The sequence below is a fragment of the Streptomyces sp. NPDC059010 genome, from assembly GCF_042740355.1.
Classification (GTDB): Bacteria; Actinomycetota; Actinomycetes; order Streptomycetales; family Streptomycetaceae; genus Streptomyces.
In genome coordinates this window covers 38,010-59,563 of sequence record NZ_JBHYJA010000028.1, presented here as the reverse complement: position 1 = coordinate 59,563, position 21,554 = coordinate 38,010, and the positions used below count along the sequence as shown (strand labels likewise).

The 21,554-nt window shown below is 70.5% G+C and carries 20 protein-coding genes and 1 pseudogene; 17 read left to right on the top strand and 4 right to left on the bottom strand.

Annotated features, from left to right (window positions below):
- The 3 genes from ACFWYS_RS28110 (at position 1) to ACFWYS_RS28100 (ending at position 4,183) form a co-directional block, all read left to right on the top strand.
- The gene (locus ACFWYS_RS28110; RefSeq protein WP_384774618.1) at positions 1–2,022 is read left to right on the top strand and encodes a beta-galactosidase; all 2,022 of its coding nucleotides are present in this window, start codon (positions 1–3) and stop codon (positions 2,020–2,022) included.
- A gap of 114 nt (positions 2,023–2,136) precedes the next feature.
- Complete coding sequence (locus ACFWYS_RS28105; RefSeq protein ID WP_384774615.1) at positions 2,137–3,711, top strand: arabinogalactan endo-beta-1,4-galactanase; 1,575 nt, start codon at positions 2,137–2,139, stop codon at positions 3,709–3,711.
- A gap of 184 nt (positions 3,712–3,895) precedes the next feature.
- Entirely contained in the window at positions 3,896–4,183 is a 288-nt protein-coding gene (locus tag ACFWYS_RS28100; RefSeq protein WP_384774612.1) for an ArsR family transcriptional regulator, read from the top strand.
- A 74-nt stretch (positions 4,184–4,257) separates the two neighbouring features.
- On the opposite strand, the gene ACFWYS_RS28095 is transcribed toward ACFWYS_RS28100, so the two are convergent.
- Positions 4,258–5,103 (bottom strand): ribonuclease BN, encoded by an 846-nt coding sequence (locus ACFWYS_RS28095; RefSeq protein ID WP_384774776.1) that lies wholly within the window; start codon positions 5,101–5,103, stop codon positions 4,258–4,260.
- Positions 5,104–5,367: 264 nt separating this feature from the next.
- Here ACFWYS_RS28095 and ACFWYS_RS28090 point away from each other — a divergent pair.
- Positions 5,368–5,526, top strand: a pseudogene (locus tag ACFWYS_RS28090) (SMP-30/gluconolactonase/LRE family protein); the annotation flags it as partial.
- Between the two features lie 166 nt (positions 5,527–5,692).
- Complete coding sequence (locus tag ACFWYS_RS28085; protein ID WP_384774609.1) at positions 5,693–6,814, top strand: hypothetical protein; 1,122 nt, start codon at positions 5,693–5,695, stop codon at positions 6,812–6,814.
- 114 nt (positions 6,815–6,928) lie between these two features.
- On the opposite strand, the gene ACFWYS_RS28080 is transcribed toward ACFWYS_RS28085, so the two are convergent.
- Positions 6,929–7,399, bottom strand: a complete 471-nt coding sequence (locus ACFWYS_RS28080; RefSeq protein WP_384774604.1) for an SRPBCC family protein — start codon at positions 7,397–7,399, stop codon at positions 6,929–6,931.
- 264 nt (positions 7,400–7,663) lie between these two features.
- On the opposite strand from ACFWYS_RS28080, the gene crcB (ACFWYS_RS28075) reads away from it, so the two are divergent.
- From crcB (ACFWYS_RS28075) to ACFWYS_RS28035, 9 genes are all read left to right on the top strand, one after another.
- Positions 7,664–8,125, top strand: a complete 462-nt coding sequence (crcB, locus tag ACFWYS_RS28075) for a fluoride efflux transporter CrcB (protein WP_384774602.1) — start codon at positions 7,664–7,666, stop codon at positions 8,123–8,125.
- Positions 8,122–8,520: a DUF190 domain-containing protein gene (locus tag ACFWYS_RS28070; protein ID WP_384774599.1), complete on the top strand. Its 399-nt coding sequence runs from the start codon at positions 8,122–8,124 to the stop codon at positions 8,518–8,520. Before crcB (ACFWYS_RS28075) ends, ACFWYS_RS28070 begins: the two co-directional genes overlap by 4 nt.
- Entirely contained in the window at positions 8,517–8,891 is a 375-nt protein-coding gene (crcB, locus tag ACFWYS_RS28065; protein WP_384774596.1) for a fluoride efflux transporter CrcB, read from the top strand. The genes ACFWYS_RS28070 and crcB (ACFWYS_RS28065) overlap by 4 nt, the downstream gene beginning before the upstream one ends.
- Before the next feature lie 94 nt (positions 8,892–8,985).
- The gene (locus tag ACFWYS_RS28060) at positions 8,986–9,825 is read left to right on the top strand and encodes an undecaprenyl-diphosphate phosphatase (RefSeq protein ID WP_384774593.1); all 840 of its coding nucleotides are present in this window, start codon (positions 8,986–8,988) and stop codon (positions 9,823–9,825) included.
- A 180-nt stretch (positions 9,826–10,005) separates the two neighbouring features.
- Positions 10,006–10,683 carry a FadR/GntR family transcriptional regulator gene (locus tag ACFWYS_RS28055; RefSeq protein WP_384774590.1) on the top strand — a complete coding sequence of 226 codons (678 nt, stop codon included), beginning with the start codon at positions 10,006–10,008 and terminating at the stop codon, positions 10,681–10,683.
- On the top strand, positions 10,680–12,119 hold the full coding sequence (locus tag ACFWYS_RS28050; protein WP_384774587.1) for an amino acid permease: 1,440 nt from the start codon (positions 10,680–10,682) through the stop codon (positions 12,117–12,119). The genes ACFWYS_RS28055 and ACFWYS_RS28050 overlap by 4 nt, the downstream gene beginning before the upstream one ends.
- Before the next feature lie 53 nt (positions 12,120–12,172).
- On the top strand, positions 12,173–13,189 hold the full coding sequence (locus ACFWYS_RS28045; RefSeq protein ID WP_384774584.1) for an asparaginase: 1,017 nt from the start codon (positions 12,173–12,175) through the stop codon (positions 13,187–13,189).
- Between the two features lie 115 nt (positions 13,190–13,304).
- The gene (gene aspA / locus ACFWYS_RS28040) at positions 13,305–14,714 is read left to right on the top strand and encodes an aspartate ammonia-lyase (RefSeq protein ID WP_384774581.1); all 1,410 of its coding nucleotides are present in this window, start codon (positions 13,305–13,307) and stop codon (positions 14,712–14,714) included.
- 49 nt (positions 14,715–14,763) lie between these two features.
- Positions 14,764–15,705 carry a glutaminase gene (locus ACFWYS_RS28035; RefSeq protein WP_384774578.1) on the top strand — a complete coding sequence of 314 codons (942 nt, stop codon included), beginning with the start codon at positions 14,764–14,766 and terminating at the stop codon, positions 15,703–15,705.
- A 6-nt stretch (positions 15,706–15,711) separates the two neighbouring features.
- Here ACFWYS_RS28035 and ACFWYS_RS28030 read toward each other — a convergent pair whose 3' ends face one another.
- Entirely contained in the window at positions 15,712–17,340 is a 1,629-nt protein-coding gene (locus tag ACFWYS_RS28030; RefSeq protein ID WP_384774575.1) for an IS200/IS605 family accessory protein TnpB-related protein, read from the bottom strand.
- Complete coding sequence (locus ACFWYS_RS28025) at positions 17,333–17,908, bottom strand: IS607 family transposase (RefSeq protein ID WP_384774572.1); 576 nt, start codon at positions 17,906–17,908, stop codon at positions 17,333–17,335. Before ACFWYS_RS28025 ends, ACFWYS_RS28030 begins: the two co-directional genes overlap by 8 nt.
- Before the next feature lie 124 nt (positions 17,909–18,032).
- On the opposite strand from ACFWYS_RS28025, the gene ACFWYS_RS28020 reads away from it, so the two are divergent.
- From ACFWYS_RS28020 to ACFWYS_RS28010, 3 genes are all read left to right on the top strand, one after another.
- Positions 18,033–19,352 (top strand): tetratricopeptide repeat protein, encoded by a 1,320-nt coding sequence (locus tag ACFWYS_RS28020; protein WP_384774569.1) that lies wholly within the window; start codon positions 18,033–18,035, stop codon positions 19,350–19,352.
- A 108-nt stretch (positions 19,353–19,460) separates the two neighbouring features.
- Complete coding sequence (mptB, locus tag ACFWYS_RS28015) at positions 19,461–20,855, top strand: polyprenol phosphomannose-dependent alpha 1,6 mannosyltransferase MptB (RefSeq protein ID WP_384774566.1); 1,395 nt, start codon at positions 19,461–19,463, stop codon at positions 20,853–20,855.
- Positions 20,852–21,554: glycosyltransferase family 87 protein (locus ACFWYS_RS28010; RefSeq protein WP_384774563.1), on the top strand; the 703-nt coding region annotated here is incomplete at its 3' end. The genes mptB and ACFWYS_RS28010, both read left to right, overlap by 4 nt.

Below are 21,554 nucleotides of genomic sequence, written 5' to 3'. Positions count from 1 at the left end.
ATGCCGGAGACCACCCCCAGGGGCCTCACCAGGCTCGCCTTCGGTGGGGACTACAACCCCGAGCAATGGCCGGAAAACGTCTGGCAGGAGGACGTCCGGCTGATGCGGGAGGCCGGCGTCACGATGGTGAGTGTCGGGATCTTCTCCTGGGCCCTGCTGGAGCCCGCACCCGGGCAGTACGACTTCGACTGGCTCGACCGCGTGATCGATCTGCTCCACGAGCACGGCATCCGCGTCGACCTGGGCACGCCCACCGTCTGCCCGCCCGTCTGGTTCTACCGGGCCCACCCCGAGGCCCTGCCCGTCACGGCGGAGGGCGTGCGCCACGAGTTCGGCTCCCGCGCCGCGATCTGCCACAGCAACGCCGACTACCGCACGGCCGCCGCGACCATCACCACCAAGCTCGCCGAACGCTACGGCGACCACCCGGCGCTGGCGATGTGGCACGTGCACAACGAGTACGGCGTCCCCGTCTCCGCCTGCTACTGCGACTCCTGCGCCGCACACTTCCGCCGCTGGCTGGAGTCGACGTACGGCACGGTCGACGCGGTCAACGCGGCCTGGGGCACCGCCTTCTGGGGCCAGCGCTACGCCGGCTTCGAGCAGATCAACCCGCCGCGCACGACGCCGACGGCCGTCAACCCGGCGCAGGCGCTGGACTACAAGCGGTTCGCCGACGCCACCATGCGCGAGAACTTCCGCATGGAGCGGGACATCCTGCACCGCCTCTCACCGGGCGTCCCGGTCACCACCAACTTCATGACGGCCCTCAGCCAGTGCGACTCCGTCGACTACTGGGCCTGGGGCTGCGAGGTCGACATCGTCACCAACGACCACTACCTGATCACCGACGGCCGCCGCACCCACGTCAACCTCGCCATGGCCGCCGACCTCACGCGTTCGGTGGCCGGGGGAGCGCCCTGGATCCTCCTGGAGCACTCCACCTCGGGCGTCAACTGGCAGCCCCGCAACCCCGCCAAGGCCCCCGGCCAGATGGCCCGCAACTCCCTCGGCCATGTGGCGCGCGGCTCCGAGGGCGCCATGTTCTTCCAGTGGCGGCAGTCCCGGCGCGGCGCCGAGAAGTTCCACTCGGCGATGGTCCCGCACGGCGGCACGGACACCCGCGTGTGGCGCGAGGTCGTCGAACTCGGCGCCTCCCTCGACTCGTTGAGCACCGTGATCGGCACCCGCACCCAGGCCGACGTGGCGATGCTGTGGGACTGGCACTCCTGGTGGGCGCAGAACCTCGACTGGCGCCCCAGCGAGGACCACGACCCGCGCGAGCGCGCCGACGCCTTCTACGAGGTGCTCTACGACCGCCACCTCACGGTCGACTTCGCCCACCCGGAAGCCGACTTGTCGGCCTATCCCCTTGTCGTCGTACCCGCGCTGTACCTGATGACGGAGACGGCCGGCCACAATCTGCGCCGCTACGTCGAGAACGGCGGCACCCTCGTCGTCTCGTACTTCTCCGGCATCGTCGACGAGCACGACGCCGTGCACGAGGGCGCCTACCCAGGGCCGTTGCGGGACGTCCTCGGCCTGACGGTCGAGGAGTTCTCGCCGCTGCTGCGGGACCAGCCGGTGCGCGTCACCGGTCCCGACGGTTCCGAGCTCAGCGGCGACGTGTGGTCGGAGTTCGTCGTCCCGCACGGCGCCGAGACCGTGTGGACCTACGCCGACGGTCTGACCGCCGGCCACCCGGCCGTCACCCGGCACCGGCTCGGCGAGGGCACCGCCTGGTACGTCTCCACCCGACTGGGCGCCGAGGGCCTCGACGCGCTGCTGGGCTGGGCGATCGAGGACGCGCAGGTCGCACCGCGTGTCGACCTTCCCCGGGATGTCGAGGTGGTGCGCCGTGCCGGCGAGTCGGGCAGCTTCCTGTTCGCCATCAACCACACCGCGTCGGACGCCAAGGTGCCGCTGGAGGCGCCCGGCACCGAGCTGCTGACCGGTGAACGCGCCGCGGGCCGCCTTGAGGTGCCCGCGGGAGCCGTCCGGGTCGTACGACTCGACGGCTGAGCCGACTCCCCTCCGCCCGCGCGTGCCGCGAGCCGCGGGCGGAGGGGCGCCTCGCCGACCTCTCCAGCGAGGAAACCCCCAACCCCACTTACGTCGAAGGGACGACGGACGACGATGTTCCATCCCAGACGCACCCGCACCCTCCGGGGCCTGCTCATACCGCTCACCGCCGGACTCGCCCTCACCGCCCTGCCCGCGCAGACCGCCTCGGCGGCGAGCACACTCACCAACGGCGGCTTCGAGTCCGACGGCACCGGCACCGCGACACCGGCCGGCTGGTCCACGTACTCGGCGGCCGGGCAGAACTCCGCCTCCTTCACCGAGGCCGGTGGCCACGGCGGCAGTTACCGCCTGACCCACTACGCGTCCTCCGCCTACAAGGTGGAGACGTACCAGTACCTGTCCGGGCTGACCAACGGGAACTACAAGCTCACCGCCTGGGTCCGCTCCGGCGGCGGCCAGAACTCGGCGTACCTGGCGCTGAAGAACTGCGGCGGCGCCGAACAGCGCACCGACCTTCCGGTCTCGGCGAGCGGATGGATCCGTATCGTCGTGCCCGTCAATGTGACCAGCAACCAGTGCACGATCAGCATCAACAGTGACGCCAACGCCGGCAACTGGATCAACGTCGACGACCTGACCTTCGCATCCGGCACGGGCGGCACGTCGATCCATGGTGCCGACATCTCCTCCCTCGCCAAGAGCGAGGCCAAGGGCGGCGTCTACCGGACGAGTTCCGGCTCGGCCGGCGACGCGATCAGCATCCTGAAGAACGCCGGCATGAACTACGCGCGCCTGAAGGTCTGGGTCAACCCGGCGGACGGCTACAACAACAAGACGCGCGTCCTCGCGATGGCCAAGCGCATCAAGGCGTCCGGCATGAAGCTGCTGGTCGACTTCCACTACTCGGACACCTGGGCCGACCCGGGCGCCCAGAGCAAGCCGGCCGCCTGGGCGGGTCACTCGTACAGTCAACTCAAGACCGACGTGTACAACCACACGTACGACGTGTTGAACGCGTTGAAGGCTCAAGGCACCACGGCCGACATGGTCCAGGTGGGCAATGAGATCAATGGCGGCATGCTGTGGAACGAGGGCTCCACGAGCAACTGGTCGCAGCTGGCCGGTCTGCTCAACTCGGGCTACGACGCGGTCAAGGCGGTCAACTCGTCCACCACGGTCGCCCTGCACCTCGCCAAGGGCGGTGACCTGTCCGGCACCCGCTGGTGGTTCGACAGCGCGGTCGCGAACGGCGTGAAGTTCGACGCCATCGGCCTGTCGTACTACGGCTACTGGCACGGCTCGCTCTACGACTTCCAGACGACCCTGGACGACGCGGCCTCCCGCTACGGCAAGCCGGTCTTCGTCGCCGAGACGGCCTACCCGTTCCGGCTGGACAGCGAGGACTCGCACGAGAACATCATCAACACCACCGGCGAACTGGTCTCCGGCTACCCGGCGAACACGGCCGGGCAGCGCCGCTGGATGAACGACGTGACGAGCATCGTGGAGGCCGTCCCGAACGGCCGCGGTCTCGGCGTCTTCTACTGGGAGGCGACCTGGACCGCCGTCTCCGGCAACGGCTGGGACCCCACCGACGCCTCCTCCGGCAACGGCTGGGAGAACCAGGCCCTGTTCGGCTACGACGACGCGGCGCTGTCGTCGACGGCGTGGTTCAGCCACCGTTGAGCACATGACGCGAAGGGCCCGGTCGCACCCTGCGGCCGGGCCCCGCCACGTCACGGTCGAACAACCCTTTCTCGCACGGCCGTTCGGTATCGGACAAGGGTCCAGGAGTCCCGGACACGGTGGCTTCTGCTGCGGGACAGTGGGAGCACGCGCGACGACGCGGCCCGACGGAGGGAGGGACGAGATGCTGAGGACTCCCGTCAGCGTAAGGCGCCTGGACATCCTGGAATGGCTGAAGGACCCGGTCGCGCACTTCCCGGAACAGCGGCAGGGCGACCCGGCCGAGGACGGCGTCACCGCGGACGCCGTGGCCGCGAAACTCGGCGTACCGCTGGGGCTCGCGCAGACCGACCTCGGCCTTCTCGTGGACATCGGCCTGCTGCGCACCAAGCGGATCCGGCGGCGCCTGCACTACCGGCGCGACGAGATGCGGATCGCCGAAGTGGCGCGCATGTTCGAGAAGGGCTGGTAGCGGCGCAGCCCGGGCCGTGTGCTGCAGGCGCCGGACGGACTCGGTTTCCCGTCCTGCCCGACCGGGCCGTACGCCTACTCGGACACACCGGGCTGCGCATGGTCCGCGGAACGGGTGGCCGACGACCCTCGCCCGCGGTGCCGCCGCTCCGGGGTCGCGCGGTCCGGTTCCTCGGCGTCCACGTGGTCCGGCCCTTCGGCGTCCGCGCGGTCCGGCTCCTCGCTGTCCGTGCGGTCCCGCTCGTCGACATCCCCGAACCGCTCGCACAGCAGCCGGCCGACCAGGGCGCCGCCGTAGACCACGAACCCCACCCCGACCAGCCAGGACTCCACCACCAGGACGGTCCCGACGGGGCCGTAGCTGATCGCGTTGGTGACGAGCAGCGGGGTGAACACCTGGTACGAGAACCAGCGCAGCCCGACCAGCCCCGCCATGGTGGCGATCGCACCGGGCAGGAGCTGCCGCCAGCGCACCTCACAGAGCAGGAAGTGCGGCCCCCACCAGAAGAAGAGCACGCCCACCGCCGTGCTCAGCAGGATGCGGGGTGTGCCCTGCAGCAGAGTCCGGGTCTGCACCTGCGCGTACACATACGCCATGAGCATGATCAGCCAGACCGTCTGCCGCCACACCCGGTGCCAGGGCCCTGCGGGCAGCCGCCAGATCCGCTCGTGGCCGTTCTGGACGCTGGCGGCGAAGGCCACACCGAACACGGCGAGCAGTGCCACGCTCAGCGCACTGGTCGTGCTGAGGACCTCGCTGGGCGGAGTGAAGACCTGCGAGAGGGCGCGGGCCGACCTTCCGGACAGGTCCATGCCGTCCACCAGCCACAGGGCGAACCCGCCGCGCCCGAGGGGATCGACGGCCGCCACCACGATCAGCAGCGGAGCCAGCGTGACGAGGGAGAGCGCGGCGAATCCCATGGCGCGGTGCAACAACTCCAGCTCTTTGCCACGCCGGTAGAGCTCCGCGAGCCCCAGCCGCTGCCATGCCGTGTGTGGCCAGAAGTGCCGGACGTTCAACGGGGCCGCCGCAGATCACGGGCCCCTCTACCGGGGCGGCGGTCCGCACACCACCGGGGTGGACGTGACATGCGACCACCCTCTCTCGACTGTTGTGCGCGCCTGACCGAGTGGCCAGAAGACATTCCTCGTAAACCGTGACATACCGCTCGCGGACCCGGGCGGATGACACGGCACGGTCCACAAGACGTGGTCGCCGTCGCCCGCGGCCGCGTGCTGACCGGCGTCGAGGACGGCCGGATCCGGCGCCTCGACGGCCTGGCGGACTCCGCCGGGGCCCGCGTCGAGGTGCTCGCAGAGACCGGCGGCCGACCCCTCGGCCTCCTCGCGGACATCGGCCTGCTGCGCACGAACCGGATCCGGCGGCGCCTGCCGTACCGCCTGTACCGGCCGGCGGGAGCCAGCGTGTCACATGGCGCCGACGCCACCCCGGCGGGCATCCTGTGTGTACTTGCGATCGTGGGAAAAAGCCGACGAGAAGGGTCCAGTGATGCCGGTGTCGTCGCAGGGCGTTACGGTCGTGGCGCTCCTCGCGGACCCGGACGCGCCGACGGAGATCGCTCAGCGCTTGGCCCGGACACTTCCTGATCGGCTCGCCGACAAGTCGGGCCAGGGGCGGCGGTTCGACGTCGAGGTGGTCAGTGAGCCCTTCACTTCGGGGACCGAGGACCCGCCCACCTTGATGCGCCGGATCATGGACCGTGGGAGTGCGGAGAACTGGGACATCGTCGTGGCCCTCACCGACCTTCCGCTGCACTCTCACGGGCGCAGGCTCGCTGTGAATCTGAATCACGAACACGGCCTGGCGCTGCTCTCTCTTCCCTCACTGGGGGGCCTGCGGCTGCAGACGAGGGCCCGGCGGGCCGTCGAAGAAGCTGTGCTTGGCTTGGCGGGTCCGCAAACCACCGGGGCTGAAGGACCTCCGCGAAGTCAGCCGCTTCCGGGGTCCTCCGTCAATCGTCTCGCGCCTGTTCATCCCGGCCAATCCGGTGAGAAGGGGACCGACGATCTTCGGTACGTCGTCAGCGGGCCGCGCGGTTACCTGCGGGTGCTCGTCGGAATGGTCCGCGCCAACCGGCCGTGGCGGTTGGTGCCGGGCTTGTCGAAAGCCCTGGCGGCCGCACTCGCCACGGGAGCAGTCGCCACCGTGAACTCCACCGTCTGGAGCCTGGCCGCGTCCCTGAGCACGCCACGCCTCGTGATCGCCACGGTCGGGTCTGTGGCGATCATGATCGGCTGGCTGATCGTGGACGCGGAGCTGTGGCATCGATCACCAGAGAGCTCGCCGGAGGCGAGGCAGAGGGCGCGGCTCTACAACGCCTCGACGGTCGTGACCGTGGGGATCGGGGTGCTCGTCTGCTACGTGGGTCTGATGGTCATCAACTTGATGTGGGCGCTGTTCATCCTCAACGACCAAGTGTTCGCTTCCATGACACGAAACCCACTGCACGCCACGGAGTACTGGACGTTGTCCTGGTTCGTCGCTTCGGTCGCCACCGTGGGCGGCGCCCTTGGATCGGGCTTGGAGAGCGACGAGGCGATCCGGGCAGCCGCCTACTCCAAGCGCGAACAGGAACGTCGCAGAGTGCTGAACGGCGACCACGGTGACTAGGCAGTTTGTGTTTGGACCATCGGGCTGACCAGAGGAAGGTGCCCGCGACACCCGTCCTGGTACAGGGCCGTCCGCGCCGGCAGATGCACCCACTGGCTTCCGGTCTGGAACCGCCTAGCCCGCGCGCAGTACCGATTCCGCACCGAGGTCGTGATGCTCGCGCACCGCGATCCGGGCCAGCTTCGTCAGCATCATGCCGTTGCGGATCGCCACGACGTAGTCGACGGGCAGCCCGTGCATCCGGGTGCCGGGGCCCCGCAGGGGGTGCCAGTCGATGGCGAAGAGGGTGTGCTCGCCCCAGGGGATCAGCTTCATCGCGATCCGGGCCGCCCCGAAGGGTTCCGCCCTCGCTTCGAGCTCCAGGCGCTGCCGCGGTTCGCAGATGCGGACGACGACGGTGTCGTCGAGGGTCAGGCGGCCGACACCGACCCGGACACGCAGGCGGGCGCCCACCTCCGGCCAGCCCGGGTCCACGGCGAGCACCTGCTGGGTCCCCGTGACCCACTCCCCGTAGCGACGGCCGTCGGCCAGCAGGCTCCAGACCTCGGACGGCGAGCTCATGATGAGGCGGCGGTTCCGGGCCAAGCCGACCACGCTCCTTCCGCGGGACGAAGCCTCGGCTGCTCAGCGGGCCCTTCGACAGTAGCCGCGCGGGGTACGCCGGGCATCCGCAGCGCAGCGGCGGGCCGGCCGGCGGGAGCGTTACGCTGTTGACCGGCCGCGATCACCCTCGCGGCGCGGCGGTGGGGCCCGCCGTACCCGAACCGCGGCAGTGGCGCCGCCAACGGTCCCTACTTGCGACGACGCGGCCCGCACGCCCGGGCCCCGGCGAGTAGGAGACGTACGCCCATGACAGTCCCGGAAACCGAGAGCCTCCGCGCCCCCGCCCGCCCCCGACGGCAGCGCGCCTGGCGGACCCAGGCGCCGGTCGTCGCGGTGGTCGCGGCAGGCGGCGCCCTCGGTGCCACGGCCCGCTACGCGCTCTCCCTGGGGTGGCCGGCCCAGCAGGGCGGATTTCCCTGGGCGACCTTCTGGACCAATGTCGTCGGCTGTGCCGTGATCGGCGTGTTCATGGTGGTCATCACCGAGGTGTGGGCCGCCCACCGTCTCGTCCGCCCCTTCTTCGGCACCGGGGTCCTCGGCGGCTTCACCACCTTCTCCACCTACGCGGTCGACATCCAGCGGCTGGTCGACGCCGGCCACCCCCGCACCGCACTGGCCTACCTCGCCGCGACACCGGTCGCGGCGCTCACGGCGGTCTGGCTCGCCGCGGCGGCGGCCCGCCGCATCCTGAAGTGGAGGCAGTCATGACACGGCTGACCGGCAGGGCCCTGCGCCTGACCGTCCTCGTCGGCGAGCACGACACCTGGCACCACCGGCCCCTGTACTCGGAGATCGTCCACCGCGCCCACACCGCCGGTCTCGCGGGCGCCAGCGTCTTCCGCGGCATCGAGGGCTTCGGCGCCTCCTCCGTGATCCACACCTCGCGCCTGCTGTCCCTGAGCGAGGACCTGCCGGTGGCCATCGTGATCGTGGACACCGAGGAGCGGGTACGGGCCTTCCTGCCGCAGCTCGACGAGCTCGTCACCGAGGGCCTGGTGACCCTCGACGACTGCGAGGTCATCAGATACGCCGGCCGTGACGACGCCCCAGACACGGACGACACTCCGCGCACATCGGACACGAAAGGTAAGAAGTCGCCGTGAACTGGCTCCTGGTGATCGCGGGCGCCGCCGTCGGCGCACCCCTGCGCTACCTCACCGACCGCGCGGTGCAGTCCCGGCACGACTCGGTGTTCCCCTGGGGCACCTTCATCGTCAACGCCACCGGCTGCCTGATCCTCGGCCTGCTCACCGGTGCGGTGGCGGCCGGCGCCGCGAGCTCCCACCTCCAGCTGCTGCTCGGCACCGGTCTGTGCGGCGCCCTGACCACGTACTCGACCTTCTCCTACGAGACCCTGCGGCTGACCGAGACGGGAGCCGGGCGCTACGCCGCCGCCAACGTCGTGGGCAGCGTGGGCGTGGGCCTCGGTGCCGCGTTCCTGGGCGCGTCGCTCGCCCAGGCGTGGTGGTCGTAGGCGGACGCGTCCGCGTCGACGGCCACGGAGCCATACCTGGACCTGGTAGACAGTGCGCGCAACTGTCCTGCCCACCTTCCCGGAACTGGATCCCATGAGCGCCATCAGCGTCGGTCAGGCCGTCGTCCTCGGAGCCGTCGAGGGGGTGACCGAGTTCCTGCCCGTCTCCTCGACCGGCCATCTGAAGATCACCGAGGGTCTGATGGGCATCCCCGTCGACGACGACGCGGTCGTCGGCTTCTCGGCCGTCATCCAGGTCGGCGCGATCGCCGCCGTGCTCGTGTACTTCTTCAAGGACATCGTGCGGATCGTCTCGGCGTGGCTGCGGGGGCTGCGGGACAAGGAGGAGCGGTACCACCACGACTACAAGTTCGCCTGGTGGGTGATCTACGCGACCATCCCGATCGTCGTCGTCGGCCTGGCCGCCAAGCCGCTCATCGAGGGGCCGCTCGCCTCGCTGTGGGTGGTCGCGGGCTCGCTGATCGTCGGCAGCGGGGTGATGTGGGCGGCGGACCGGACAGGGCGCCACAAGCGCGGAGAGGACGACACCTCCTTCAAGGACGCGATGCTGGTCGGGAGCTCCCAGATCCTCGCCCTGCTCTTCCCGGGCTTCTCGCGCTCCGGTGCCACCATGTCCACGGCGCTGATGCTCGACCTGGACCGCGTCGCCGCCACCCGGCTGTCCTTCTTCCTCGGCATCCCGGCCCTGACCGGCGCCGGCATCTACGAGCTGAAGGACGCCCTCGGTACGACGGGCACGGGTGCGCTGCCGCTGGCCGTCGGCACCGTCGTCTCCTTCGCCGTCGCGTACGCCTCGATCGCCTGGCTGCTCAGGTTCGTCGCCAAGCACTCCTTCAACGCCTTCGTGATCTACCGGATCGTCGTCGGCCTGCTGCTGTTCGGGCTGCTGGGCGCCGGGGCGATCCACAGTTGACCCGGGCCCGGGCGTGATGCCGGGCAGCGGCCCGGGCGTGATGCCGGCTTTCAAGCGTCACGCCCGGTGAATCTCTCCATTCGCATCCCTTGACACCACCCACGGCTCACCCGGAGTATCTCTCCCGTGAACCTGTCAGACAGCCGGACAGCCGGACAGCCTCCGCGACGTGTCAGTGCCATGGAAGCGGTGCTGGCGCATCTGCGCGACGCGATCGAGCGCGGCGAATACGCCGTGGGCGACAAGCTCCCCTCCGAGGCGGAGCTGTGCCGGACCCTGGAGATCAGCAGGCCCGTCCTGCGCGAGGCCCTGCGGGCCCTGCAGACCATGGGCCTGACCGTCTCCAAGACCGGCAAGGGCACCTTCGTCGTCGCCAACGCCGTCGAGGACCCCACCTTCGGTGACTACTCGGCGAGCGACCTGCTGGAGGTGCGCCGGCACGTCGAGATCCCGGTCGCCGGGTACGCGGCCCTGCGCCGCACCCCGGAGAACCTCGACCACCTGGCTCACCTGCTCGACCGCATGGAGCGGGAGACGGACACCACCGCGTGGGTAGCGATGGACACCCTCTTCCACCTGGCCGTGGCCGAGGCCGCCCAGAACCCGGTGTTCCGCCGGGTCATCGAGGAGATCCGCGACGCACTGGCGCGTCAGTCGGCCTTCCTCAACGAACTGGGCGGTCGCCGCGAGCAGTCCAACCGGGAGCACCGGGCGATCGTGGAGGCGCTGACCGACGGTTCCGAACTCGACGCGACCGACGCCATGGCCCACCACCTGGATCGCGTCGAGACCACCCTCACCGACATCGTGCGCCCCCCGCGCACGGACAGCACCACGGAAGGCGGACCCGAGGCGTGAGCGAACAGCACCTCAAAGAAGAGACGCGCCCCCAGTCCGGTCACGTAGACGCCGGAGACCACGGCTACAGCAAGTCGCTGAAGGCCCGGCACGTCAACATGATCGCCATCGGCGGAGCCATAGGCACCGGCCTTTTCCTCGGTGCCGGCGGGCGACTCGCCGACGCCGGCCCGTCCCTGTTCATCGCCTACGCGGTCTGCGGCATCTTCGCCTTCCTCGTCGTGCGCGCCCTCGGCGAACTCGTCCTGTACCGGCCCTCGTCCGGCGCCTTCGTGTCGTACGCCCGCGAGTTCATGGGTGAGAAGGGCGCGTACACGGCGGGCTGGATGTACTTCCTGAACTGGGCGACCACCGGCATCGCCGACATCACCGCGGTGGCCACCTACACCCACTACTGGGGCATGTTCTCCGACATCCCGCAGTGGGTGATCGCATTGATCGCCCTCGCGGTCGTGTTGACGGTGAACCTGATCTCGGTGAAGTTCTTCGGCGAACTGGAGTTCTGGTTCGCGATCATCAAGGTCGGCGCGCTCGTCGTCTTCATGCTCATCGGCATCTTCCTGCTGGTCACCCAGCAGCCCGTGGACGGCCACACCCCCGGCCCGTCCCTGATCACCGGCAACGGCGGCGTCTTCCCCAACGGTCTGCTGCCGATGCTGCTGATCGTCCAGGGTGTCGTCTTCGCCTACGCCTCTGTCGAGCTGGTCGGCGTCGCCGCGGGTGAGACCAAGAACCCCGAGAAGATCATGCCGAAGGCGATCAACTCGATCATGTGGCGCGTCGGCCTGTTCTACGTCGGCTCGGTCGTCCTGCTGTCGATGCTGCTGCCCTGGTCGTCGTACAAGGCGGGCGAGAGCCCCTTCGTCACCGTGCTGTCCAACATCGGTGTCCCGGCGGCCGGCGGCGTCATGAACCTGGTCGTCCTCACCGCGGCCATGTCCTCGCTCAACTCCGGCCTGTACTCCACCGGCCGCATCCTGCGCTCCATGGCGATGTCCGGCTCCGCCCCGAAGTTCACGTCGGTGATGAGCCGCAGCCAGGTCCCGTACGGCGGCATCCTGCTGACCAGCGGTATCTGTGTGCTGGGCGTCGGGCTCAACTTCGTCGTCCCCGCCGAGGCGTTCGAGATCGTGCTGAACTTCGCCGCGATCGGCATCCTCGCCACCTGGGGCATGATCATGGTCTGTCACCTGCTCTTCTGGCAGAAGACCCAGAAGGGCGAGCTCACCCGCCCCGGCTACCGACTGCCGGGCTCCCCCTGGACCGAACTCGTGACGCTGGCCTTCCTCGCCTCCGTCCTGGTCCTCATGTACGCCGACGGAGGCGCCGGCCGCACCACCGTGCAGTGCCTGCCGCTGATCGTCCTGGCACTGGTCGGGGGCTGGTACGGCATTCGCCGTCGGGTCGCCCGCACCGCCCTGAAGGCCGACACGTGAAACCCGTGCCGGTCGACGACTCCACATCGACCACTCAACACAACCAGGCAGTGATGTTCAGCAGTTCCATAGCGGACGCACCCCTTGTCCGCGCACCTCTCCACGCCCCCGTCGCCCACCTCATACGCGGCGGAATGATCGAAGGCATCCACTACGGCTCCGTCGTCGTCCTCGGTGACGACGGCGAGGTCCGGTTCCAGCTCGGTGACATCGAGGCCGCCTTCTACCCGCGCTCGGCGCTCAAGCCCGTCCAGGCCGTCGCCATGGCGCGGGCCGGGCTCCCGCTCGACGCTGAGCTGCTCTCGCTCACCGCCGCCAGCCACTCCGGCGAGGAACGCCACCTCGCCGGAACCCGGCGCATCCTCGAACTCGCCGGGCTCACCGAGGACCACCTGCGCAACGTCCCGGACATGCCGTACGACCCCGTCGTCCGGGACTCCTGGGTGCGGGAGGGCCGCCTGCCCTCCCGCCTCGCCCAGAACTGCTCCGGCAAGCACGCGGCGATGCTGTACACCTGCCGGTTGAACGGCTGGTCCCTGGAGGACTACCTCGACCCCGGGCACCCGCTCCAGCAGGCCATCGCGGAGATCGTCGAGGACCTGACCGGTCAGCGGATCGCCCAGGTGACCGTCGACGGCTGCGGGGCCCCGCTGTTCTCCGTGTCGCTGCACGGCCTCGCCCGTGCCGCCGCCCGGATCACCACCGCGGTGCCGGGGACGCCCGAGGCCCGGGTCGCCGACGCGATGCGGGACCACGCGGAGATGGCCTCCGGCAGCGGGCGGGACGTCGCCGCGTTGATGCGGGCCGTGCCGGGGCTGCTCGCAAAGGACGGGTTCGAGGGCGTTCAGGTCGCTGCGCTGCCCGACGGCCGTGCCATCGCCGTGAAGATCGCCGACGGGGCGAACCGGGCGCGGGTGCCGGTTGCTGCCGCCGCTCTTGCGTGGGCCGGGGTCAATCCGGACCTGCTCACCGAGTTCCAGGGCGAGGCACTTCTCGGGGGCGGTCAGGCGGTCGGGTGTGTGCAGCCCGTTCGCTCGCTGGAGCCGGTTGCTGTTTCGGCATGCGCCTAGGGATGTGCCGGTCTTCCTGTGCGGCGGCTGCGGGTTGTTTGTGGCTTGTCGCGCAGTTCCCCGCGCCCCTACAGGGGCGCTCACCCTCACTTTCAGAAAGAAGAACCGTTCCCTCATGAACGCCGTCACCCGCAGCGAGCACGATCTGCTCGGCGACCGGGATGTCCCCGCCGACGCCTACTGGGGTGTCCACACCCTGCGTGCCACCGAGAACTTCCACATCACCGGCACCCCCATCTCCGCCTACCCGCACCTCATCGACGCGCTCGCCGCCGTCAAGGAGGCCGCCGCCCTCGCCAACGAGGAGCTCGGCCTGCTGGAGCCGAAGAAGGCCGCCGCGATCGTCGCCGCCTGCCGTGAGATCCGGACCGGCAAGCTGCACGAGCAGTTCGTCGTCGACGTCATCCAGGGCGGCGCCGGCACCTCGACCAACATGAACGCCAACGAGGTCGTCGCCAACCGGGCGCTGGAGCTGCTGGGGCACGCGAAGGGCGAGTACCAGTACCTGCACCCCAACGAGGACGTCAACCTGGGTCAGTCCACCAATGACGTCTACCCGACCGCCGTCAAGGTCGCGACGGTGTTCGCGGTGCGCGGGTTGCTCAAGGCGATGTCCGTACTGCAGGACGCGTTCGCCCGCAAGGCCGTCGAGTTCCGCGAGGTGCTCAAGATGGGCCGTACACAGTTGCAGGACGCGGTACCGATGACCCTCGGGCAGGAGTTCTCCGCGTATGCCGTCATGATTGACGAGGACCGGTCCCGTCTTGCCGAAGCGGTCGAGTTGATCCATGAGATCAACCTGGGCGCCACGGCCATCGGCACCGGCCTCAACGCACCGGCCGGATATGCCGAGTCGGCCCGCCGCCACCTCGCCGAGATCACCGGGCTGCCGCTGGTCACCGCCGCCAACCTGGTCGAGGCGACCCAGGACTGCGGCGCGTTCGTCCAGATGTCCGGCGTCCTCAAGCGCATCGCCGTCAAGCTCTCCAAGAGCTGCAACGACCTGCGTCTGCTGTCCTCCGGGCCGCGCGCGGGCCTCGGCGAGATCAACCTGCCGCCCGTGCAGGCCGGTTCGTCGATCATGCCCGGCAAGGTCAACCCGGTGATCCCCGAGGTCGTCAACCAGGTCGCCTTCGAGGTGATCGGCAACGACGTCGCCATCACCATGGCCGCCGAGGCCGGACAGCTCCAGCTCAACGCCTTCGAGCCGATCATCCTGCACTCGCTGTCGGAGAGCATCACGCATCTGAGGAACGCCTGCGTGACGCTGGCCGAGCGCTGTGTCTCCGGCATCACCGCCAACACCGAGTCGCTGCGCCGGACCGTGGAGAACTCCATCGGCCTGGTCACCGCCCTCAACCCGCACATCGGGTACACGGCCGCCACCGACATCGCCAAGGAAGCCCTCGCCAGCGGCCGGGGCGTGGCCGAACTCGTCCTGGAGAAGGGCCTGCTGCCCGCCGAGAGGCTCGCCGACCTGCTGCGCCCGGAGGTCGTCGCGGGCAGCGGCCAGGCCCTGGCCTGACCCTTTCCAGAAATCCGCCGATGCGCACCGGGACCGGCAGGGAGGCACAATGGTGATCATGGCAGCGTCAACGTCGTCACTGACCTTCCAGCCGATCCTGGAGCGCATCGCGGAGGAGATCGGGCGGACCCCAGGCCGTGGCCGGCCCGCCGACTACATCCCGGCGCTCGCGGCCCGCGACCCTCGGGCCTTCGGCATGGCCGTCGCGGAACTCGACGGCACGGTGTACGGCGTGGGGGACTGGCGCGAGCCGTTCTCCACGCAGTCCATCACCAAGGTCTTCACCCTCGCGCTCGACCTGGCCCGCGAGGGCGACGCACTCTGGGAGCACGTGGGCCGCGAACCCTCCGGCAACCCCTTCAACTCCCTGATCCAGCTGGAGTACGAGAACGGCATCCCCCGCAACCCGTTCATCAACGCGGGCGCCCTCGTCGTCACCGACCGCCTCCAGACCCGTACCGGAGACGCGGCCGGCGAACTCCTGTCCTTCCTGCGCGCCGAGAGCGGCAACCCCGCCCTGGACTTCGACAAGGACGTCGCCGCCTCCGAGTCGGCCCACGGCGACCGCAACGCCGCGCTCGCCCACTTCATGGCGTCGTACGGCAACATGGACAACCCCGTGCCGGTCCTGCTCGACCAGTACTTCCGCCAGTGCTCCCTCACGGCGTCCTGCGCCGACCTCGCCCTGGCCACGTCCTTCCTGGCCCGCCACGGAGTCCGCGCCGACGGCACCCGCCTGCTCACCCGCAGCCAGGCCAAACAGGTCAACGCGGTGATGCTGACCTGCGGGACGTACGACGCGGCGGGCGACTTCGCCTACCGGGTGGGGCTGCCCGGCAAGAGTGGCGTCGGCGGCGGGATCATCGCCGTCGTACCGGGCCGCTGCACGCTGTGCGTATGGAGTCCCGGGCTCGACGAGCGCGGCAACTCGGTGGCCGGCGTGGCGGCCCTCGACCGCTTCACGACGCTGACCGGGCTGTCGGTCTTCTGACCGTTCCTAATCAGTGAGCAGGAGTGAGTCCTGGACCCATACCTGGTCACTGCGGACACCCCGAACGGTTTTGGATGTCCTGGTCGCCCGCGTTCTCGCCGCGTCCGGCGGCACGGATCGTGTCCGTGGTCCGGGGATGCGGGGGCGGGGTCCCTCACGCCCGAGGGCACGCCGGTCGGCCTGGACGGTCCGATGCCCGTGCACATCGCTCTGGTGTGCACGGGGCGGTGTCGTCCGTCGCCGGATCGGGTGTCCCTGGGCGCGTCGTCCGATCGCGATGCTCGCCGCATCGTGCCGGGTGGTCTTACGAGTGGGGCCGGTCATCGGCTTTTGCCAGTGCTGGGCACCCCACTTGCTGGTGTAGGCCGGGTCCACGGCGATGATTGCGATACCTGTGGCGTCGGCCATGGAGGTCAGCCGGGCGCGGAGCTTGCCGGTCGGCATGCCGGAGATGAGCTGCCGGAATCGGCGCTTGCGCCCGTGCTTCTCTCTGGTTTTCTCGGCCTGGAAGTCGAGGTCTTCGACCGCGATGGCCTTGACGCCGCAGCTCTTGGCCCAGTTCAGCAGCCGTGTGAGGGCGTGCCGTACCTGGGCGTCGCGGTGCTGGGCGTTGCCGGACAGGTCGTAGACGGACCGGCGCGGCTGGCCGATCGGGTTGCCGTGAGGGTCCAGGCGCCATGCGGCGAGGTGGTCGGCATTGGTGTCCACGCCGATCACGCCCTCGGCGAGGGCGGCTTTGAGCGGGATGGTCCTGGTGGGTGGGATCTGCCAGGAGGCGTCCACGTACCAGCGCCCGCGCCCCGTGTCGTAGTGGACGCGGTAAGCCACGGCCCGGTTCGCCGCCACACGGTCGGCCCACTCCTGCCCCCGGTGAGGGAACCGCACCCTCGCAGCGAGTACGTACCGGCCGTGCCTGGCGTTCGCCCGGCCGGCGAGCGGGGCCGGGAGCTTGATCGACACTTCACCCTCGGGCGTGATGCGGATCGTCTCGTTGCCGAACCTTTTCCCCGACTCACCGTCTGCCTGCAGGAACCAGCGCCCGGCTTCCCACCGCTCACGCCACTGAGCCTCGGTGAGCTGCGCCTTGTCGAGGTTGTGGCGGGTGCCCAGCAGACGTGTACCGCCACGCACGACATGCACCCGGCCCGCTTCCCGGTCAGCCCGAACATGGTCGAGCCGGTCCTCCAGCGCATGCAGGCGGCGTGCTTTGTTAAACCACTCGTGCGCGGAGCGGTAGCCGCCCGGAGCCCGCTTGGTGCCCTTCTCTCCGACCGGCAGCGAAAGCCGGTGCCTGATCGTCGTGATCCCGGCTTCGAGGGACTTCACGTGCGCGGCCTGGCCGCGCCGGGCGAGCGCCCACTGGTCATGCGTGGCCTTCGTGATCGACCCGGCCCACCTGGACGACGACTGGGCCGTCACGTCCCTCTTACGGGCCGCCCATGACTCGGTGGAGTGCTCCAGGCCGTCCACGCAACGCGTTTTGAGGTCCTTCGAGGCGAGCGAGCCCAGGTGCGCCCCCACCAGGCGCAGAACCTTCTCCTCCTCGGGCGTGATGTCCCCCAGCCGGGTACGGATCGCAACACCAGACGGGCCCAGAGCGACGAACGGCGCGGTGATCGGGCGGAGGTCAGCCATGTTCGGCGGCTTCCAGTGCCTTGCGGGCGCGGTTCTTCGCCGACCTGCGCCCGTACAGACGGGCGCAGAACGACGTCAGTACCTCCACCATGTCCCGCACCAGGTCGTCTTCGACCTCGCCGTCGTCCAAGACCAGCAGGCGACGGCCCGTCGCGGACAAGGCGGCCTCGACAAGCTCGACGTTCATCCGGCCGAGCCGGTCCTTGTGCTCCACCACCACGCAGGTCACCTGCGGGTCGGCCAGCAGACGCCGGGCCTTGGAACGGCAGCCGCTCATCCCGGAAGCGATCTCCGCCTCAACACGAACGACTCGGTGACCGGCCTTCGCTGCCCACACCGACAGCCGAGCGACCTGGCGTTCCAGGTCGGTCTTCTGATCGTGCGCGGAAACGCGGGCATACAGCCCCAGGCCTCCGATGGCCTCGGGCGTGGTGTTCGCGTCGATATTCACCAGAATCGTGCGTGGCCCGACTCGCTGAGCCGGTACCGGCAACGCCCCCTCACGGAACCAGCGATACGCGGTCTGCGGATGCACACCCTGCATCTTCGCCCATTCCGTCAGATTCACGCTCTGACAACGACACTCACTCATACATGGTTACGCTCACTCATCCGACTTCGAGGACCAGCAGGTCAAGACCCTTGCGTAATGCGGTTGAGGAGGATCCGGATCTTCGGTGAGGATCCTCCTCATGTTCTCGCGCAGGAATCGCCGACCGAAGACCCCCGAACTCCGCAAGGCCTGGGAAGCGCTCGACGAGGGTGACATCCCCGGCGCCCTGCGCCAGTTGCGGCACGGCGCCGACGACCTCCCCCTGGGCGAGGTCGCCCTCGTGGTCGCCCGGGCCGCCGGAGCGGCCGGTTTCGAGGACCTCCACGAGGCGGCCGCCGCCCTCGCCGCCCGCCCCGAAAAGGCCCGGGCACTCTACGACTTCGGGTACGCCTGTATCGAGCGCGGCGTGCCCCACCTGGCGATACCCGCCCTGCGCGGGGCACTGAACCAGGCGCCGGAGTCGGTGGCGGTCCTGCGGGAGCTGGTCTCGGCCTACGAGCGCGAGGGCCGCCACCGCGAGGCGACGGACCTCCTGGCCGCGCGCGAGAGCGGGCTCACCGACTGGCCGGACCGCTATCTGCTGGTCTTCAACGCCCTCATGTCCGGCGACCTCGCTCTGGCCCGCCGTCAGCACGCCCGCTTGTCCGACCCCGACGACGCCATGTGGCTGCCCACCCAGGCCCGACAGCGCCGCATGCTGGACCGGGCCGCGAGCGCCGAGCCGGTCAGCCCGCTGGACCACGGCGATCTGCGCGGCTGGCAGTACGTCATCGGCGGCACCGTGCTCGGCTCGATGTCCCCCTACGGCTTCGAAGCGGGCATGGCCGGGCGGTACGCCTGGTTGCAGGACTCCCACGACCATTGCCTGCGGGGTCTGCTGCGGCTGAAGACGGTCCTCGACGCCGCCGGGGTGCGCCCCACATCGGTGTCGCTGCTGCCCGACCGGAGCAGCAGGATCCTCGGTCTCGCCGCGGCCGAGACGCTTCGGCTGCCGGCGGAGCCGTTCACGCCCGACCGCCAGGACACGGTCGTCGTCGCGTACGACCTGAACGAGGTGGCCGCCGCCGACGGGGGCCCGGACATCATCGGCGGGCTGTTCGAACGAGCTCCGGGGCAGGTCCTGCACGAGCACGCGAGCAACTGGACCGACCCGCCGGTGGTGACCGCCGACAGCGTCGCCCTGCTGCACCAGTCGGCGACGGCACCCTGGGAGGGGCAGCTGCGCGCGGACGGCGACGGGAGCGTGGAGCGCGGCGCCCCCGACGACCGGCCGGAGCGGGAGATCGCCGCCGACATCCTGGCGGCCGACGCCTCGCCCGACGAGGGCGACGGCCAGACCCCCGCCGACGGGGCCGAGGCCCTGACCGACTTCGTCACCGCCGTGCGCGGCTGCTGGCTCCGGGGGGACCGGGCCGGCCTTACCTCCTCGGGTCCGGTGGCCAGTTCGCGGTTCCTGTGACGCTCTGACCGGGATGGATCACACGGCGGTCATGCGCAGGTCGCTGCCCCGAGGGTCCCCCTTCGCTTTCCGGCCACTCGGCGTTGACACGCTGACCGAGTGTTGGCCATGGCTTTCCCCGTCGATCTCCGCCGCTGCCAGATACTCGGTCTGGCCGGCACCGCCTTTCTCGCCCTGGGCGGTGAGACGGCCGGTGCGCTACCGGTCCGGGAACTCCTGGCCCCGTCCTCGGCGCACGCGGCCCTGGGCCTGGTCGGCGTGTACTTCGGCGTCGTCCTGCTGATAGCGGCCTGGCTGCTGCTCGGCCGGCTCGTGCGCAGCGCCGATCCGCCCACCCCGCGCGCCCTGCTGCTGGTGCTGGCGGTCTGGGCCACCCCGCTGCTGATCGCGCCGCCGCTGTTCAGCCGGGACGTGTACAGCTACCTGGCCCAAGGGGCGATGGTCGACGCGCACATCGACGTGTACGCGTACGGCCCCTCCCACCTCGGCGGCCCGCTCGCGGACGAGGTCGCCCCGCTCTGGCGGCACACGGGCGCCCCGTACGGCCCCGTGTTCCTCGGCGTGGCCTCCGCGCTGTCCGGCCTGACCAGCGGCGAACTCCCCGCCGGGCTCCTCGGCATGCGCCTGATAGCGCTGCTCGGGGTGGCGCTGATGGCGGCCGCGCTGCCGCGCCTGGCCCGGCACAGCGGCGCCGACCCGGCCGCGGCGCTGTGGCTGGGCGCCCTGAACCCGCTCGTGCTGCTGCACCTGGTCGCGGGCGCCCACAACGACGCCATCATGCTGGGCCTGCTCGGCGCCGGTCTGGTCGCGGCGCTCGGCCGGTGGCCGATCCTGGGCGCCGTATTCGTCACCCTCGCCGCCCTGGTCAAGGCGCCCGCCGCGCTGGGCCTGGCCGCGGTGGTGCTGCTGCAGATACGGGCCGGTCACCACCCGGCCAAGGCCGTGTTCACCACGGTCGCCGCATCCGCCGCCACCACGGTCGCCGCAACGGCCGTGGCGGGCACGGGATACGGCTGGATAGGCGCCCTCGACACCCCGGTGTCCACCCAGAACTGGGCGCTCACCAGCCTGCTCGGCCGGGCCACCGCCTCACTGCTGGACGAGGTCGGCAGCGATCTGGCGCCGCTGGCCGTCCCGGCGTGGCACGCCATCGGCATGGTGCTCACGGGGGTGCTCGTGGTCCTCATATGGTGGCGCTGGCGTCCGCGCCCCGTGTATGCGCTCGGACTGAGCCTGGCCGCCGTGGCCGCCTTCGGGCCGGCGATCCGCCCCTGGTACGCGCTGTGGGGCCTGTTCCTCATCGCCGCCGCGGCGCCCAGCACATCCGTACGGCACCGGGTGGCGGCCCTGACCGGAGTGCTCGCGCTCGCCGTCCTGCCCAGCGGCGGGCCCGCGGACGTGGGACAGCTGGTCCTCGCCGTGTCCGGGGGCGTGCTCGCCGTGGTCGTCCTGTGGCAGGCGCATCTGGCCGCGCAGGCCCCGGCGTTGGAGCGCACCGCATGAGACTTCCGCGTACCGACCGCGGCCGGCTCGCCCTGGTGCTCGTGCTCGCCGCCGCCGTGACCGTCTTCACCGCGACCGTTCCGCTGCTGCGCGACTGGTTCGACCTGCGCGTCTACTACGGCACCATCGACAGCTGGATCCACCACGGCGGCCGTATCTACGACTACCAGGTGCCCGGCACGACATACGGGTTCACCTACCCGCCGTTCGCCGCCGTCGTCATGCTGCCCATGTCCTTGGTCGGCCTGCATGTCGCGATCGCCGTGGCGCTGCTGCTCAACCTGGCGGCCCTGGCCTTCGCGCTGCGCGTCCTGGCCGGACGGGCCTGGCAGCGCTACGGCTGGTACGGCTGTGCGCTCGCCGTCTGCGCGCTGGCCCTGTTCGAACCGCTGCGGGACACCTTCAGCTTCGGCCAGGTGAACATCCTGCTGCTGGCCCTCGTGCTGCTCGACTGTCGGCTGCTGGCCACGGGGCGGGAGCGCTGGGCGGGCGTCGGTATCGGTCTCGCGGCGGCGATCAAGCTGACGCCGGCCGCGTTCATCGGGCTGCTGCTGGTGGCCCGGCGCTGGCGGGCCGCGGCCACGGCGACCGCCGTGGGGCGCCCCGCCGCGCCCCGCGGGGGGCCGCCCCCGCGCGGCTCGATCGCCCCCCCCCCCCCCCCCCCGCCCCCCCCCCCCCCCCCCCCCCCCGGGGCGGGCA

Bases quoted from the DNA above. Each gene is read 5' to 3' on its own strand.
- ACFWYS_RS28055 (WP_384774590.1), top strand. From the start codon at position 10,006: ATGGAAGCGGTGCTGGCGCATCTGCGCGACGCGATCGAGCGCGGCGAA.
- ACFWYS_RS28070 (WP_384774599.1), top strand. From the start codon at position 8,122: ATGACACGGCTGACCGGCAGGGCCCTGCGCCTGACCGTCCTCGTCGGC.
- ACFWYS_RS28030 (WP_384774575.1), bottom strand. From the start codon at position 17,340: ATGGCTGACCTCCGCCCGATCACCGCGCCGTTCGTCGCTCTGGGCCCG.
- aspA (WP_384774581.1), top strand. From the start codon at position 13,305: ATGAACGCCGTCACCCGCAGCGAGCACGATCTGCTCGGCGACCGGGAT.
- ACFWYS_RS28035 (WP_384774578.1), top strand. From the start codon at position 14,764: ATGGTGATCATGGCAGCGTCAACGTCGTCACTGACCTTCCAGCCGATC.
- ACFWYS_RS28110 (WP_384774618.1), top strand. From the start codon at position 1: ATGCCGGAGACCACCCCCAGGGGCCTCACCAGGCTCGCCTTCGGTGGG.
- ACFWYS_RS28060 (WP_384774593.1), top strand. From the start codon at position 8,986: ATGAGCGCCATCAGCGTCGGTCAGGCCGTCGTCCTCGGAGCCGTCGAG.
- ACFWYS_RS28105 (WP_384774615.1), top strand. From the start codon at position 2,137: ATGTTCCATCCCAGACGCACCCGCACCCTCCGGGGCCTGCTCATACCG.
- ACFWYS_RS28100 (WP_384774612.1), top strand. From the start codon at position 3,896: ATGCTGAGGACTCCCGTCAGCGTAAGGCGCCTGGACATCCTGGAATGG.
- crcB (WP_384774602.1), top strand. From the start codon at position 7,664: ATGACAGTCCCGGAAACCGAGAGCCTCCGCGCCCCCGCCCGCCCCCGA.
- ACFWYS_RS28085 (WP_384774609.1), top strand. From the start codon at position 5,693: ATGCCGGTGTCGTCGCAGGGCGTTACGGTCGTGGCGCTCCTCGCGGAC.
- ACFWYS_RS28095 (WP_384774776.1), bottom strand. From the start codon at position 5,103: ATGGGATTCGCCGCGCTCTCCCTCGTCACGCTGGCTCCGCTGCTGATC.
- ACFWYS_RS28045 (WP_384774584.1), top strand. From the start codon at position 12,173: ATGTTCAGCAGTTCCATAGCGGACGCACCCCTTGTCCGCGCACCTCTC.
- mptB (WP_384774566.1), top strand. From the start codon at position 19,461: ATGGCTTTCCCCGTCGATCTCCGCCGCTGCCAGATACTCGGTCTGGCC.
- ACFWYS_RS28020 (WP_384774569.1), top strand. From the start codon at position 18,033: ATGTTCTCGCGCAGGAATCGCCGACCGAAGACCCCCGAACTCCGCAAG.